This is a genomic window from Pseudomonas sp. Pse79 (genome assembly GCF_024519615.1).
Classification (GTDB): domain Bacteria; phylum Pseudomonadota; class Gammaproteobacteria; order Pseudomonadales; family Pseudomonadaceae; genus Aquipseudomonas; species Aquipseudomonas veronii.
This window is the reverse complement of sequence record NZ_JALJRR010000036.1, coordinates 25401-40878: the sequence shown is the minus strand read 5'-3', so window position 1 is coordinate 40878 and position 15478 is coordinate 25401. Positions and strand designations below refer to the sequence as shown.

13 protein-coding genes are annotated in these 15478 nt (G+C 64.8%); 4 read left to right on the top strand and 9 right to left on the bottom strand.

All coding sequences use genetic code 11. The annotated features are described in order from the left end of the window. The first annotated feature begins 115 nt into the window (after positions 1 to 115). The gene (locus NR164_RS28260; protein WP_046383912.1) at positions 116 to 1441 is read left to right on the top strand and encodes an ammonium transporter; all 1326 of its coding nucleotides are present in this window, start codon (positions 116 to 118) and stop codon (positions 1439 to 1441) included. Positions 1442 to 1761: 320 nt separating this feature from the next. Here NR164_RS28260 and folD read toward each other — a convergent pair whose 3' ends face one another. The 9 genes from folD to NR164_RS28210 all read right to left on the bottom strand — a co-directional run bounded on the left by folD (position 1762) and on the right by NR164_RS28210 (position 12691). After that, positions 1762 to 2679 (bottom strand): bifunctional methylenetetrahydrofolate dehydrogenase/methenyltetrahydrofolate cyclohydrolase FolD, encoded by a 918-nt coding sequence (folD, locus tag NR164_RS28250; RefSeq protein ID WP_082107777.1) that lies wholly within the window; start codon positions 2677 to 2679, stop codon positions 1762 to 1764. A gap of 63 nt (positions 2680 to 2742) precedes the next feature. Beyond that, a complete protein-coding gene (locus tag NR164_RS28245) occupies positions 2743 to 4422 on the bottom strand; it encodes an APC family permease (RefSeq protein ID WP_079443527.1) in 1680 nt (559 codons plus the stop codon). 88 nt (positions 4423 to 4510) lie between these two features. Then, on the bottom strand, positions 4511 to 6820 hold the full coding sequence (locus tag NR164_RS28240) for a DUF1989 domain-containing protein (protein ID WP_256823550.1): 2310 nt from the start codon (positions 6818 to 6820) through the stop codon (positions 4511 to 4513). 13 nt (positions 6821 to 6833) lie between these two features. Beyond that, a complete protein-coding gene (locus NR164_RS28235) occupies positions 6834 to 8201 on the bottom strand; it encodes an NAD(P)-binding domain-containing protein (protein WP_046383909.1) in 1368 nt (455 codons plus the stop codon). Between the two features lie 21 nt (positions 8202 to 8222). Further along, on the bottom strand, positions 8223 to 9089 hold the full coding sequence (purU, locus tag NR164_RS28230) for a formyltetrahydrofolate deformylase (protein ID WP_046383908.1): 867 nt from the start codon (positions 9087 to 9089) through the stop codon (positions 8223 to 8225). 30 nt (positions 9090 to 9119) lie between these two features. Next, positions 9120 to 10250, bottom strand: coding sequence for an aminomethyltransferase family protein (locus NR164_RS28225; protein ID WP_108526653.1), 1131 nt, complete (start codon positions 10248 to 10250; stop codon positions 9120 to 9122). Between the two features lie 40 nt (positions 10251 to 10290). Continuing rightward, a complete protein-coding gene (locus NR164_RS28220; protein WP_046383906.1) occupies positions 10291 to 11307 on the bottom strand; it encodes a DUF3445 domain-containing protein in 1017 nt (338 codons plus the stop codon). Positions 11308 to 11318: 11 nt separating this feature from the next. Continuing rightward, positions 11319 to 12248: a PDR/VanB family oxidoreductase gene (locus NR164_RS28215; protein ID WP_046383905.1), complete on the bottom strand. Its 930-nt coding sequence runs from the start codon at positions 12246 to 12248 to the stop codon at positions 11319 to 11321. Further along, entirely contained in the window at positions 12245 to 12691 is a 447-nt protein-coding gene (locus NR164_RS28210) for a dimethylamine monooxygenase subunit DmmA family protein (protein ID WP_046383904.1), read from the bottom strand. The genes NR164_RS28215 and NR164_RS28210 overlap by 4 nt, the downstream gene beginning before the upstream one ends. A 182-nt stretch (positions 12692 to 12873) precedes the next feature. On the opposite strand from NR164_RS28210, the gene NR164_RS28205 reads away from it, so the two are divergent. From NR164_RS28205 to NR164_RS28195, 3 genes are read left to right on the top strand one after another with little or no spacing between them, the layout of a single operon-like run. Then, entirely contained in the window at positions 12874 to 13986 is a 1113-nt protein-coding gene (locus tag NR164_RS28205) for a sensor histidine kinase (protein WP_232591586.1), read from the top strand. Beyond that, complete coding sequence (locus NR164_RS28200; protein ID WP_046383903.1) at positions 13955 to 14614, top strand: response regulator; 660 nt, start codon at positions 13955 to 13957, stop codon at positions 14612 to 14614. The genes NR164_RS28205 and NR164_RS28200 overlap by 32 nt, the downstream gene beginning before the upstream one ends. Then, the gene (locus NR164_RS28195) at positions 14615 to 15361 is read left to right on the top strand and encodes a PAS domain-containing protein (RefSeq protein ID WP_256823549.1); all 747 of its coding nucleotides are present in this window, start codon (positions 14615 to 14617) and stop codon (positions 15359 to 15361) included. Positions 15362 to 15478 lie beyond the last annotated feature (117 nt).

Genomic DNA, 15478 nt, shown 5'->3' with positions numbered 1-15478 from the left:
CGATAACGCGGGCATCCTGGATGACCGCGTTGCCTGGACGTTTTTCGCGAGCAAGAACTAGGCGTCCCCCTCGCTCCTACATGCATCTCCCCTATCTTTTGCAGGAGCTTTGAACATGATCAATCGTCTTCTCGGCAAATCCCTCTTCGGCTTATTGGCCGCCTGTGCCTTCGCCCCCTTGGCGCAGGCCGCCGATGCGCCCACCTTGAACACCGGCAGCACCGCCTGGATGGTCACCGCCGCGGTGCTGGTGCTGTTCATGTGCCTGCCGGGGCTCGCGCTGTTCTACGGCGGGCTGGTCCGGGCGAAAAACATGCTCTCGCTGTTCACCCAGTGTTTTGGCGTCGCCGGGCTGGTGGGCGTGCTGTGGGTGATCTACGGCTACAGCATGGTGGTCGATACCACGGGCATGGTCGAAGGGCAGGTGACCTTCAACAGTTTTGTCGGCGGCCTGAGCCGCGCGTTCCTGGCGGGCATGACCCCCGAGAGCCTGGTGGGGGATATTCCGGAAGGCGTGTTCGTGACCTTCCAGATGACCTTCGCAATCATCACCCCGGCGCTGATCGCTGGCGCCTTCGCCGAACGCATGAAGTTCTCGGCGGCGCTGCTGTTCATGGCCATCTGGTTCACCCTGGTGTATGCCCCGGTGGCGCATATGGTCTGGGGCGGTTCGGGGGCCTTGATGCATAACTGGGGCGTGCTCGACTTTGCCGGCGGCACCGCCGTACACATCAACGCCGGTGTGGCCGCGCTCGCCGCATGCCTGATCCTCGGCAAGCGCAAGGGCTACCAGAACACGCCGATGCCCGCGCATAACCTGAGCCTGACCATGGCCGGTGCGGCGATGCTCTGGGTCGGCTGGTTCGGCTTCAATATCGGCTCCGGCGGCGGCCTCAACGGCACCTCGGGGATTGTCATGCTCAACACCCAACTGGGCGCGTGTGCGGGGATTCTCGGCTGGATGTTCACCGAGTGGTTCAAGGTCGGCAAACCCAGCGCCCTGGGCCTGGCCAGCGGTGCATTGGCCGGTCTGGTGGGGATCACCCCGGCGTGCGCCTATGTCGGCGTCGGCGGCGCGTTGGCCATCGGCTTGCTGTGCGGGGTGTTCTGCTACTTGAGCGTGACCGTGTTGAAGCGTCGCTTCGGCTACGACGACAGCCTCGACGTATTCGGCCTGCACGGCATCGGCGGCATGATCGGCGCGGTGCTCACCGGGGTGTTCTGCGTGCCGTCCATGGGCGGCCTGGTGGAAGGCGTGACCATGGGCGGCCAAGTCGTCGCCCAGATCAAGGGGGTGTTGCTGACCACGGTGTACTGCTTCGTGGTCAGCTGGATCATCCTCAAGGTGGTCAATGCCCTGGTCGGCCTGCGTGCCCATGAGTCGGTGGAAGAGATGGGCCTGGACCTGGCCGAGCACAACGAGCGCGCCTACAACCACTAACGGCCCACTGCAGGAGCGAGCTTGCTCGCGAAGATCGTTAACGATAACGCGGGCATCCTGGATGACCGCGTTGCCTGGACGTTTTTCGCGAGCAAGCTCGCTCCTACAGGTGCGGCGCCAGCGCTCGGGGCAGGGCTTTGCGTTGTAACTGGCTTGCCACCAGGGTGTTCTTCAGCCTGCGAGCCCATGAGTCGGGACCTGGCCGCCTACAACCCCTGAGAACCCTGTAGGAGCGAGCTTGCTCGCGAAGGTCGTTAACGATAACGCGGGCATCCTGGATGACCGCGTTGCCTGGGCGTTTTTCGCGAGCAAGCTCGCTCCTACAGGTGCGGCGCCAGCGCTCGGGGCAGGGCTTTGCGTTGTAACTGGCTTGCCACCAGGGTGTTCTTCAGCAGGTAGGCAATCGTCATCGGCCCCACACCACCCGGCACCGGCGTAATCGCGCTGGCCACGGTGCGTGCGCTGGCGTAGTCCACATCGCCCACCAACCGCGTACCGGTCTCGGTGCTGATGCGGTTGATCCCCACATCGATCACCACCGCGCCAGGCTTGAGCCAGCTGGCATCGATCAACTGCGGCCGACCGACCGCGGCGACGACGATATCGGCCAAGCGGCACAATGCCTGAGCATCGACGCTGCGCGAATGCACCACGGTGACCGAGCAGTTGGCCTGCAACAGCAGGGTCGCCATCGGTTTGCCGACGATGTTCGAGCGGCCAATCACCACCGCGTGCAAGCCACTCAAATCGCCGCAGGTTTCATGCAGCAGGCGCATGCAGCCGCTGGGCGTGCAAGGCGTGAGCACCTCGATGCCTTGCACCAGGCCGCCGACGTTCTCACGGTGGAAACCGTCCACGTCCTTGATCGGGTCAATCGCATGGATCACGGCCGCCTCGTCGATATGCGCCGGCAACGGCAACTGCACCAGCACGCCGTTGACCGAAACGTCGGCGTTCAACTGGGCCAGCAGATCGAGCACTTGCGCCTGGCTGGCGTCATCCGGCAGCCGGTATTCAAGGGAGCGAATCCCGACTTCCTTGGCCCGCAGCAGTTTGTTGCGCACATACACTTCGCTGGCCGGATCGTCGCCCACCAGCACGACAGCCAGGGCCGGGAAGATTTTTTGCGCGGCAAGCAGCAGGACCTCTTCGCGAACCTCGTCGAGAACCTGGGCAGAAATGGCCTTGCCGTCGATATCGCGGGCAAGGGAAGGGAGAGTGCTGGTCAAAAGCGTCACCGTTGTCTGGAGAAATAGGGGCGCTGAGGGATAAATCCCTCAGCAATAGGCAGCCCAGGGCATTCAGGCTACCAGTTGATGGCAGGCATACACCACCAGCACACCGGCGATCAGTGTGGCGTAGGGCAGCCAGCCGGCGCGGCGTTGGCCGTCATCGGCCTGGATATACAAGTCACTGAGCATGGCCGCGGGGAAGCGGCCTTTGTCCTGCACATAGTGGCGGTAGCAGAACACCGGCAGGATCAACAGCGCCAGCAGCAAGCCGGTGACCAGCGTGCCTGCGCCCCAGATATCCGCACCCAGGCCCATGCACGCCAGGTTGACGAAGCTCAGCACGCCGCCGGCCGCCAGCAGCACGGTGGGGGCTTTGTACGGGCGCACCCAGTCGGGGCGGTCGAGGCGGTGGATCCAGCCGGCGTTGAGGTTGAGGAAGTTGAAAATGATGTAGCTGACGTTGGACGCCGCCAGCACGAACACATAGTCCGACATCAGCAACAACAGCAGGTTGAACGATAGGTCGGTCCACATCGCCGCCGTGGGCGCGCCGTGTTCGTTGGTGCGCCCCAGGTATTTGGGCAGCCAGCCGTCCACCGACGCCTGATACAGGGTGCGCGACGAGCCGGACATCGAGGTCATGATTGCCAGCAACGTGGCGAGCACCAGCATGATCAGCACGATATTGGCGACCACCTTGCCGCCGCCGATGCTGTCGGCCATCACCTGGCCAACGCCCATGCCGCTGTAGATCGCCGGCGACAGCAGGCCGCTGTACACCGCCGGAGTCACTACCGCGCCGCTGGCGTCGAGCACCGCCGGGGTCACCAGTTGGCCCAGCCCCAGGCTGCCTTGAAACGCCAGCGGCACCAGGGTGAACACCAGGATGCACAGCAGGCCGGCGTAGAAGATCGCCTTGAAGGTGTCACGCTTGGGGTCCTTGAACTCGCGGGTGTAGCACACCGCCGTTTCGAACCCGTAGGTGGACCACGCGGCCATGAACAGCCCGCCGGCCATCAGCGACCAGCCGGATATATCCCACGGGCCGTCGATGACTTGCCCGGCTGCGTCATGGGCCAGCGGGTACAGCGGCAGGAAGTTGGCCTGGGTCGCGTCCCCGGTGAACAACGGCACCACGCCCACCAGCAACAGCGGGATCAGCGAGGTGACCCCGAGCACCAGCGTCAGGCGCGCCGAGCGCAGGATGCCGCCATGCTGCACGGCAAACACCGTGAGCAGAATCAACAGGCCAATGGCGAACGTCGCGTTGATGCGCAACGACAGGCCGCTCTTGACCCAACCCAGGTCAAGCAGGGTCAGTTGCCAGGTGTTGATCAGCGCATCGGCGGGAAACAGCGCGGTGAGGATATACCCCGCCGCCAGCCCCGAGCCGATGGACAGCACCGGCGACCAGGCCAGCCAGTTGCACCACACCGACACCGGTGCGATCAACTTGCTGTAGCGCACCCAGGCCACCGCGCCGTACACGGACGCGCCGCCGGACTTGTGCGGGAACAGCCCGGCGATCTCGGCATAGGTGAAGGCCTGGATAAACCCGAACAGGATCGACACGATCCACACGATCCAGGCCGGTTTGCCCACCGTGGCGGCAATCGCGCCGATGGAGAACAGCACCAGCGCGGGCACGCCACTGGCGACCCAGAATGCACCGCGCCAATCGATCTTGCGGTGCAGGCTGCCCACTGAGCTGGCAGCCTGCGGTACAGCCTCGAACGTCGTCGCTTCCATCTTCGTATTCCCATGTCTGAGTAGCGGTTAAGAAGGGCAATCAAAGTGGGCAGTCAAAGTGGGGTGGCACACATCGGTATCGGGACGATCAGCTACGCACGCGGCTCTTGTCCGGGTCATAGAAAATCGCTGCGCTGACCGTGGCGCTGATGCGCTTCTGTAGGCCATCGACTTTGCCAATCTCAAGCAGGGTGCCGGGCTCGGCGCAGCTCACGTCGACCCGGCACAGCGCGATATTGCTGGCCAGCAACGGTGAGCGGCAGGCGCTGGTGATGACCCCGACCCGGGCGCGGCCGTGGTACACCGGGTCGCCGTGGTGGGCCGCCTCGTTGCCGCCGAGGTGCAGACCGACCAGCTTGTGGCTGGGATGGGCGCTGCGCCGTAACAGGGCGTCGCGGCCGATAAAGTCATCGGTCTTGCTCTTGAGTGGCACGCTGAAGCCGATGCCGGCCTCGAACGGGTCGGTCTGGTCGCTGAACTCGTAGCCGGCAAAAATCAGCCCGGCTTCGATGCGCAACAGGTCCAGCGCTTCCAGGCCGAGGGGCACCAGGCCCAAGGGTTGGCCGAGTTGCCAGATGCGGTCCCACACCCGTTCGGCGTCTTCGGGCTGGCACCACACCTCAAAGCCCAGTTCGCCGGTGTAGCCGGTGCGCGAAATCATCAACGGGCAGCCCTCGAAACCGTCCAGCCGGCCGACCAGGAAGCGGAACCAGCCGAGACTGTCCACACTCGGTTGGGTGGGCGGCGTCCAGACCATCTGCTTGAGCAGCTCGCGGCTGAGCGGCCCTTGCACCGCCAGGTTGTGAATCTGCTCGCTGGCGGACTTGACCCACACCTTCATCCCCAGTTTGTGGGCCTGCTCGCGCAGCCACACACCGGCGTAGTCTTCGCCGCAGATCCAGCGGAAGTTGTCCGGGCCCAGGCGCAGCAGGGTGCCGTCGTCGAGCATGCCGCCGTGTTCGTGGCACATCGCCGAATAGACCACTTGGCCCACCGCCAGGCGCCGCACGTCGCGGGTCAGGCAGTATTGCAACAGGGCTTCGGCGTCGGGGCCGATGATCTCGAATTTGCGCAGGGCGGTCAGGTCCATCACGGCCACGCGTTCGCGGCAGCCGAGGTATTCCTCGGTGGCGCCATAACCGTCGTAGCGCAACGGCAGCCACCAGTTGCGGTAGTCGATGAAGCTGCCGGTGAGGGCGCTGGTGCGTGAGTGGAACGCGGTCTCACGGGTCAGTATCGGGTCGGCATCGGCCGTGGTTCGAGTGCTCATGGCGATGGAAAAACGCTCCTTCTCGCGGTAGATACGGACATGGATATCGGTCGGGTTCCAGCCATTGGCCGGGTCGATGTCATCCGGGCACGAGGTACTGCCGCACACCAGCTCGGTCATGGCCCGCAGCAGTACGTAGTCGCCGGGCCGCGACCACGGCTCATCCAGGGTCATCTGCTGGTGTGCATCAATGCCGGTGTTGAAGAAGAAATTGATCGCCGGCCAGCCACTGCGCGCCTGCACGCCGTAGGGCGCGAGTACGCGGCTGAGGTTGTCGCTGCAGTTGTCGTGCCCGAAATAGCCATGGGATTCGTAGTAGCGCGCCGCGCAGGCCAGGGCGAAGGCGTCGTGGCGCCCGACGGTGTCCTGCACCACCTCCAGCATCGGCTGCATCCGGCGGTCGAAAAACTTCGAGAACAGCCCCGGCGCCGGGTAGGCGCTGCCGTTCAGCGTGCGCGTCACGGTCTGGTCGAGGTCCAGCTCCACGCCGCGATCCAGGGCGCGGCGGTCGAGGGCGACGAAGTCCGAACACTGGCGGCCGGCGACGTCCAGCACCTGCACGTACTGGCCCTTGGCGACGCTGTAGCCGTGGGCCGTGCCCGCACGCACGGTGAACTCGTCCAGCACCTCGCCCAATGGCTCGGGCAGGGCAGGCACCAGCAGGGGCGACGGGTTGGCCCGTGTCACCAGCAGGCGCAGTTCGCTGGGCCGGTATTGCCGGTCGACGGCGGTGGCCCCGGCAGGAGCGGCGACGATCACCAGCAGGCGGTCATGGGCGACAAACTGCCGAGTGTGACCGGGTGGGCTGGCGTCGTCCCACAGCGCGGCGGCGAGGGGCAATGCCTGCGCGTCGATGCCGCGCCGCTTGAGCGCCTGGCCGACACGCGGTGGCACGCGGCAGGCGCTCGAGCCGCTCAGCCCCCAGCTCGCCAGGGCGCTGCGGCCGCTGGCGTCGAGGGCCAGCAGTTCGCAGATTTGCCGGCCTTCGAGGTCGATCACCTGCAGGCCGTCGCCGGGCTGCAGGTCGACCAGGGTCACACCGCCGGCGGCCACGCGGTAGCGTTCGAGGTTCGGCGCCCGGGCAAACAGCCCGGGTTCTCGCGGGTGGGAAACACGCGGAGCATTCATCATGGGCACCCGCTCAGCCGACTGATTTGATGGGCGTCACGGGCTCGCCCAGGTACGCCGCCATCGAGTCGTCCAGGGCCAGCAGCCACGGGGTGTGGTGCGGCGGCGACTGGGTGCCGGTCATCAGCGAGCGGTAGGACTTGTCGCGATAGCCCATGATGTTTTCGGCCTTGTCGTGCTTCCAGTGCAGAAAGGTCTCGTTGACGGCGGCGATGTCGAAATCCGGGTAGTCGGTGGCGTCCACCAGGTGCTGGATGTAGGCGCCCTGGAACTCGAACATCTGCTGGTTGGTTTCCAGGGTCAGTTCCCGTGCCTGCCATTGCTGGCTGTCGGCGATCATCGCGGCCTGGCTGGGCAATGGGATACGCCCCAGGATCACATCGCGGGCATACCAGGCCTGGGCGTCGAACATGTTGAACGAGTACCACTGGTCCTGCATGCCGAGGTAGATCAGCCGCGGGTTGGGTTCCCAGAACACGCCCTTGTAGAGGTTCATCGGCCACAGGCGGTTGTCGGTCCTGAGGCTCAGCTCATCCGGCAGGAACGGGAAGTGGTGCTTGTAGCCGGTACACAGGATCACCGCGTCGATGTGCTTGCTGCTGCCATCGGCAAAGAACGCACGGTTGTTTTCCAGGCGTTGCAGCAGCGGCTTTTCTTCCCAGTTGTCCGGCCACGCATAGCCCATGGGCGTGGTGCGGTAGCAACTGGTGATGCTGCGCGCGCCATATTTGTAGCATTGCGAGCCGATGTCCTCGGCCGAATAGCTGCTGCCGATGATCAGCAGGTCCTTGTCCTTGAATTCCAGCGCCTCGCGAAAGTCATGGGCATGCAGGATGCGCCCGGCGAACTGCTCGAAGCCTTCGAAGTACGGCACCTTGGGCGTGGAGAAGTGGCCGCAGGCGTTGATCACGTAGTCGAATTCTTCACAGGTCAAGGTGTCGTGGGTGTAGTCGTGGGCGTACACGGTGAAGCGCTGGGTCTGTTCGTCGAAGGTGACTTGGCGCACCACATTGTTGAAGCGGATGTAGTCGCGCACGCCGGCCTTTTCCACCCGGCCCTTGATGTAGTCCCACAACACTTCGCGGGGCGGATAGGAGGCGATGGGCCGGCCGAAATGTTCTTCAAAGGTGTAGTCGGCGAACTCCAGGCATTCCTTGGGGCCGTTGGACCACAGGTAGCGGTACATGCTGCCATGCACCGGCTCGCCGTTTTCGTCCAGGCCGGTGCGCCAGGTGTAGTTCCACATGCCGCCCCAGTCCTGCTGTTTCTCGAAGCACACCAGTTCGGGAATGGCGGCGCCCTTGTCGCGGGCCGACTGGAAGGCGCGAAGTTGTGCCAGGCCGCATGGGCCGGCGCCGATGATTGCTACACGTAGAGTCATGAGCGTGCCTCCTGAAGGGTTTCAGCGAAAGATCACTGTCTTGTCGTGGTTGATGAACACCCGGTGTTCCAGGTGGTATTTCAGGGCTTTGGAAAGGGCGACGGTTTCGGTGTCGCGGCCGATGGCGACCAGTGAATCGGGCAAGTGGGTATGGTCGACGCGCTGGATTTCCTGCTCGATGATCGGGCCCTCGTCGAGGTCGCTGGTGACGTAGTGGGCGGTGGCGCCGATCAGCTTCACCCCCCGGTCATAGGCCTGGTGATACGGCTTGGCGCCCTTGAAACCGGGCAGGAACGAGTGGTGGATGTTGATCGCCCGCCCCGACAGTTGCTGGCACAGGCCGTCGGACAGGATCTGCATGTAGCGCGCGAGCACTACCAGATCGGTCTGGGTGTCTTCGACGATACGCATCAGTTCGGCTTCCTGGCCGGCCTTGGTGTCCTTGGTGATGGGCAGGTAGATGAAGCGGATGCCCTCACGCTCGGCCATCGCCCGCAGGTCCAGGTGGTTGGAGACCACGGCGGTGATGGTCATGTCCATTTCGCCTTTGCGGTGGCGGTAGAGCAGGTCGGTGAGGCAATGGTCGAACTTGCTGACCATCAGCAGCACGCGGGTCGGCTGGCGTGAGCTGAACAACTGCCACTGCATGTCGAAGCCGCCGGCGAGCTCGCCCAGGCCTTTGCGCAGGTCGCCGATATCACCGCTGACGCCCTTGTTGAAACGGAACACCGCGCGCATGAAAAACTGCCCGGTGAACTCGTCGTCAAATTGCGCCAACTCGCTGATGTAGCACTGCTGCCGGGCCAGGCAGGCGCTGATCGCGGCGACGATCCCGGACGCCGCCGGGCAGGTGATCTTGAGAATGTAATGTTCGCTTGAGGCGTCCATCGAAGGCTCCTGAATGCGGTGAAGGAAGGCTCAGCCCTTGGCCGTGCGCTTGGTTTTTTGCGGGTCGTCGAAGGGCAGGGCGTGGGTGGTGGCGGCGCCTTCGAAGCTGCCGCGCACCTGCAGCGCGATGCCGGGTGCGGCGCAGGCGACGCTCATGCGCGCGATGGCCATCGAGCGTTTGCTCAGGCGCGAATACATGCCGCAGGTGATCACGCCGACTTGCTGGTTGCCCTGCCACAAGGTGTCGCCAGCCTCGGCCGGACGCACGCCGTCGAGCAGCACGCCGGTGATCTTGAAGCGCTCCTGGCCGCGCAGGCGCAGGTGTTCCTCGGCGCCTCGGAACGCTTGTTTGCCGGGCGAAACCGTGAAGTCCAGGCCCATCTCCCACAGGGTGTCGCCGGCCTTCTGGTCGGCGAAGGGGTACATCTGCGAGTTGTCGTAGGGGAAAAACATCAGCGAGCTTTCCACTCGCAGCCAGTCCAGGGCGGTGAAGGCGCAGGGAATGATTCCCAGGCTCGCGCCCTGTTCGAGGATGCTGTCCCACAGGAACGGGGCGTCCGCGGCCTTGCAGAAAATCTCGTAGCCGCGCTCGCCGGTGTAGCCGGTGCGGGAGATCATCACCGGGCGCTCGAACAGGCGCGTTTGCAGGTGATGGAAGTACGGCAGCTGGCGGATGCCAGGCACGTGCTCGGCGAGAAAATCCACCGCCAGCGGGCCTTGCAGCGACAGGTCGTGCAGATCGTCGTCGAACAGCACCGCCACTTGCCGGCCCTGGGCCGAGCGCACCAGCATTTCATGCCCGGTGCCGGCGCCATGCACGACCATGAACGCATTGGGCCCGGTGCGGTAGACGATGCAGTCATCGACGAATTTGCCGTCCTCGTCGAGCATCGACGCATACACCGATTTGCCGGGATAGAGCTTGGCGATGTCGCGGGTGGTGGCCCACTGCAAAAGGCTTTCGGCGTGCGGGCCGACGTAGTGGACTTTTTTCAGGCCCGATACGTCCATCAGGCCGGCGCGGGTGCGGATCGCTTCGTGGTGGTCGGCCAGCGCGCTGCTGTAGGTCCAGGCGGTGCCCATGCCGTTCCAGTCTTCGAGGTTCGAGCCGAGCGCGCGGTGCCGCTCGGCCAATGCAGAAATACGCCAGGAGTGGGTCATGTGAGATTCCTTGCTGTGAAAAGGAGCACCGGGAAATGGTTCAGGCGAGTGGATCGAACTGGCGCAGCCACTCGACCAGGGTCTGTCGATAGCGGGTCATGCCCTTGTAGTCGGCGATGGCATCGGGCAGGTCGCGCAGCACGCGGTGCAGGCGGCAGCCCCAGCCGGGGTGGCTGACCAGTTCGTCCAGGCTGATCAGGTAGGTGCGAATGCTGAACATCACTGCGTTGCTGCGCGGCAGGCGCGCCATCACTTGCAGTTCGACCCGCAGATGCACCTGTTGCCCGACGTTCTGCGCGGTGATCCGGCCGCGGTCGGCGCCCCATTGATGGAAGGTTTCCGGCGACGAATCCAGGCGCGGGTTGATGGTCAGGGTCCAGTTCAGGCGCCGGACCGGCTGGCCGGCCTGCAGGTTGAGCAGGTACTTCAGTGCGCGCTCGAACACGCCCATCTGGTGGGCCATGGGCACCGGTGCATGCCACTGCTTGAAACTCATCCCGGCATCGAACGCCAGTGACCAGTCGGCCGGGCTGGTGACCAGGCCGGCGTCCATGTACAGGTCGCCGTCGCGCTGGTCGAGCAGGGCGAAATCCCCTTGCACCTGGCGGCCGATGTACTCCAGCGGTGCGCAGGGCAGGCTGGCGGCATCGCCGAAGATGAACGGTTGATCGATCTGCAGCAGGTGGTTGCGCCAGTGCCAGCGGTCGCCGTCACGCACCAGGCTGAACCACTGCGGGTAGTCGACGGCGAGGTTTTCCATGAGCATTTGCAGCGCATCCCAGGCCGCCGCTTGCATGTGCGGCATCACCAGGTAGCGGCGCGGGTCGTTGTCCAGGATCAGGGCGCGTTCGGCCATTTCCGAGCGGTAGTGCTCGTCGATGTCGAAGGCGTGCTCGTAGACGGAACCCGGGTCGCGGGAGGTGGCCGGTTCGATGTTCACCGAGTACAGGTAGCTGTCCTCGATAAACGGAAACGGGAAGCGACGGATCGCCGCCGGGCTGTTGCGAAAGCTGAAATCGTCGCGATAGCTCAGCACAGGGCTCGATTGCAGGGGCATGGCACTCACTCCTATAGGTCCAGCGAAACGCAGGGGCCGCTGCCGCGTGAGACGCAGGGCATCAGAAATTCGGCCTGCTCGGCCGGGCTGAGGAAACTGTCGCGGTGTTCGATGGCACCGCCTTGATGGCGCGTGATGCACTGGCCGCAGACCCCGCCACGGCACAGGTTGGGCACTTGCAAGCCCGCGTGCTCCAAGGCTTCGAGCAGGCTCTGCTCGGCCTCCACGCGCAGGGTGCGGCCACTGCGCAGCAGTTGCAGGTCGAACGGCTGGCCCGGTTGCGCGCCTTTGAACGCCTCGGCATGCAGCCGATTGCGCGGCCAACCGAGGCGATCGGCGTGTTGCTCGACCGCCTCGATCAAGGGTTGCGGGCCACAGGTGTAGACGTGGCTGCCCAGCGGCCGGTTGGCGAGGATGCGGCTCAGGTCCGGGCGGCGGTCGTAGGCGTGCAGGCGCGGGCCGAGGCGCTGTTGCAATTCATCGAGGTAGGCATCGCTGAGGCCTGGCCGGAACAGGTAATGCAGTTCGAAGTCGGCCTGCTGCTGTTCCATCGTGGCGATATAGGCCATGAACGGCGTGATACCGATGCCGGCGGCGATCAGGATGTGCCGGCGTGCGGTGCCATGGGGCGCGAACAGATTGGCCGGCGGCGAAATCCGCAAGGTGTCGCCGACCTGCACCTGGCGATGCAAGTACTGCGAACCGCCGCGAGACGCGTCCTGCAGGCGCACGGCGATGCGGTAGTGGCGCGTGTGCGCCGGGTCGCTGGTCAACGAGTAGGCATTACGCACCGTGCCCTCGGCCAGCGGCAGATGTACCTGTACGTGGCTGCCGGGCGAGAAAGCGGGCAGGGCGCCGTCGCAGGCGGTCAGGGTGAACTCGCGCACCACGGGGGTGAGCATTCTGGCCGCACTGACCTGAACCTTGAGGGCGGCGCTCATGGCTGGAACCCCGCGTAGGGCTGGTCGGGGTTGATGCACACGCCGAGGTAAGCCCCCAGGCGCCGGGAAAAGTGTGCGCGCACTTCCAGCCCGACGTTGCAGCCGATGCAGTTCAACACCGGCTCTGGGCCTGCGGTCTGGGTCAGCCCGCAATGGGCGCAATACACCTGGCGCAGGCCGGGCATCGTGCAGGTCACGCTGATCTCGTCGTCTTCCAGGCCGGCGGCGCGGGCCTCGGCGTGAATGCGCCAGACAAAGGCCTCATCGCCCAACAGGTAGAGCCGACAACCCACGGTTGCGCTGGCCAATGCCTGTTGTAAACGCCGGCTGAAGTCGGGTTGTTCGCCGCTCAGCAGCAAAGGCTTGTGCAGGTCGGCGGCAACCGCCATGCCGGCGGTTGCCGATTGCATCACCACGATGGGGCGGTTGTGGGTGTGCGTCATGCGGGCTCTCCAAGGTGCGTTTTGTTTCCTGTTGGGAGAGATACTTTCCTATGAGGAAAATCTTCTCAATCTGGAAAAAGGGCTATGTCTTTGGAGATAAGCCTTGCCGCACTGGCGTTCGGGGCATGGAAGTTGCTGGTCTTGCACTAATGCTCAGCAACCGGACGGGGAGTTATCGAAGAGTGCGAACGCGACCGAAGAGCTGGCCGCTCTGGTTGGGGCCTGTGCGCCCCGAACAGGCGCGCAGCGTGCGCAGGCTGTTGGCCGGGTTGCCCCTGCACGCTGACGGTGCCTTGTCGGGTTTTCTGGACCGTTTCGACGCACTGCTGCCCGCCGCCAGGCTCAACCTGATCCTGGGCGGCGAAGACCTGGGCCCGACGCGACGTGGCTTGATCGAGGGCTGCCAGAACGTGGCGCGCTGCCCCTGGCGCGACGCGAGTGCGATGGACACGCCCCAGGCCTGCGGCCCTTGCCGGCAGCGTGGGGTACACCGATTGGTGTGCGCCTTGCCCGAGGGTGAAAAAGGCGCGTTACTGCTCGACACCCCCAGACGGGCCGGTGCCAGTTGGCGCCAGTTGCTGGAGGAAGCAGCGCAAGCCGTGGCGGTCAGCGTGCGTCTGCGCAGCGACAACCGTGAGCAGCAGCGCAGACAGGCAACGTCGCGCCACGGCGCGCTGGCCCGTGAGCTGCACGATTCGGTGGCGCAACAGTTGGGTTACCTGGCGTTCCAGGCCCACGGCTTGCAGTCACAGCTGGGCGCGCCTGCCCTGCAGGACCTGTGCGCAGGCCTCAGCCAGTTGCAACGCCAGGTGCGCGAGCTGATCACCAGCGCACGCCTGACCATGGACGGACGCTCACTGCGCCAGGCCCTGGCCGACTCCGTCGCGGAGTTTTCGCGGCGTTGCATCATCGTGTTCGAGTTGGATAACCGCCTGGCCGACGATGCCCTGAGCCCGGAAACCGAATTGCAGATCCTGCAGATCGTTCGCGAGGCCCTGGCCAATGCGGTGCGCCATTCCCACGCACGGCATGTGCGTATCGAACTGCGCCAGACCCAGGACGGCGATGCCTCGGTGTCGGTGGAGGACGATGGCATCGGCTTGAGCCCGGCTTGCGATGAGCATAACCATTTCGGCCTGGCGATTATCCGCGAGCGCGCCGCCAGCATCGGCGCGCGGCTGAGCATTGAAGCGATCCGCCCGCACGGCGTGCGCGTGCATCTTGGCCTGCGCCGCCACCACGACCTGCCACACGGGAGTCTCGATGGACTGCACGACCTTATTACTGATCGATGATCACCCACTGTTTCGCAAAGGCCTGGCGCAACTGTTCGATGCCAGCGACGACTTTGAAGTGGTGGGGCAGGCGGCCAGTGGCCGGGAGGGCATCAACCTGGCCGTGAGCCTGACGCCGCAGCAGGTGTTGCTGGACCTGCACATGCCTGGCCTCAGCGGCCTGCAGGTGCTGGACGAACTGCGCCAATTGCGCCTGGACTGCCAGGTGGTGGTGCTCACCGCTTCGATGGACCGCGCCGAACTGCTCAGCGCCCTGCGCCTGGGCGCCAGCGGTTATGTGCTCAAGGAAACCGAGCCCGAGGCGTTGCTGGCGTATATGCGCAACTGCCACAAGGGCGCGATCATGCTCGACTCAACCCTGATCGCCTTGCTCGCCGACCCGGCCGAGCCCAGGCCACACGGTGAGACGCCGGGCGGTGAAAACCTCACCGAACGCGAAGGCCAGACCCTGGCGCTGATCGCCGCCGGCATGAGCAATAAACAGATCGGCAGGGAGCTGGGGATCAGCGACGGCACGGTGAAAATCTATGTGCGCAGCCTGTTGCAGAAACTCAACCTGCATTCGCGCCTGGAGCTGGCGGCCCGGGTACACAGCGGCGCCTTGCTCAAACACGAGGAGCGTCACTAGATGAGGGAAAGCTCTGACGCTTGGGTGCAGACATCGCCCGCGCACCTGATGGATTGTTTTCCCGCCGCCTTGCTGCACCTGCGCGACAACGGCCAGATCGCTCACTTCAACCTGGCCTGGGCCGAGTTGATGGGCGCGCCGGGCGCGGAGCGCAACCTCGTCGACTACGTCCACCAGGAAGACCGCCCGCTGTGGCGCCAGGCCTTGCATGAGCTGCGCCGGCGTCCCGAGACCTCGTTCAACCAACGCCTGCGTTTCGTGCATCCGTGCGGCGAGCTGCGCTGGTTCGAGGTCAGTCTCAAGCGCGGCCCGCAGGGCTTCTACCTGGTGGCCGGAGATATCACCGCGCACAAGCGCCGCGAAATCGCCCTGCAGGCCAGCCAACGCAGCAGCATGAGCTTGCTCGACAGCATGCCTGGGCTGATCTATCGCGGCCGTAACAACCGCGACTGGACCATGGAATTCGTCAGTGCCGGCTGCCTGCAATTGACCGGCTACCCCGCCGAGCGGTTGGTGGACAACCATGAGTTCACCTACAACAGCCTGATCCTCGCCGAGGATGCCGACTACGTATGGCGCGAGGTGCAATATGCGTTGTCGCGCCAGGAACCGTTCGAACTCAATTACCAGATTCGTTGCGCCGACCAGTCGATCAAGCACGTATGGGAGAAGGGCGTGGGGATCTATGCCGATACCTGCGAGGTGCTGGGCATCGAGGGCGCGATTTTCGAGCGCAGAGTTCTGTAGGAGCCGGCTTGCCGGCGATGGTCGTCAACGATGACGCGGGAAGCCTGGATGCCCGCGGTGGCTGTGGGTTTTTCGCTGGCAAGCCAGCTCCTACCGTGGGGGCATAACCCTGTAGGA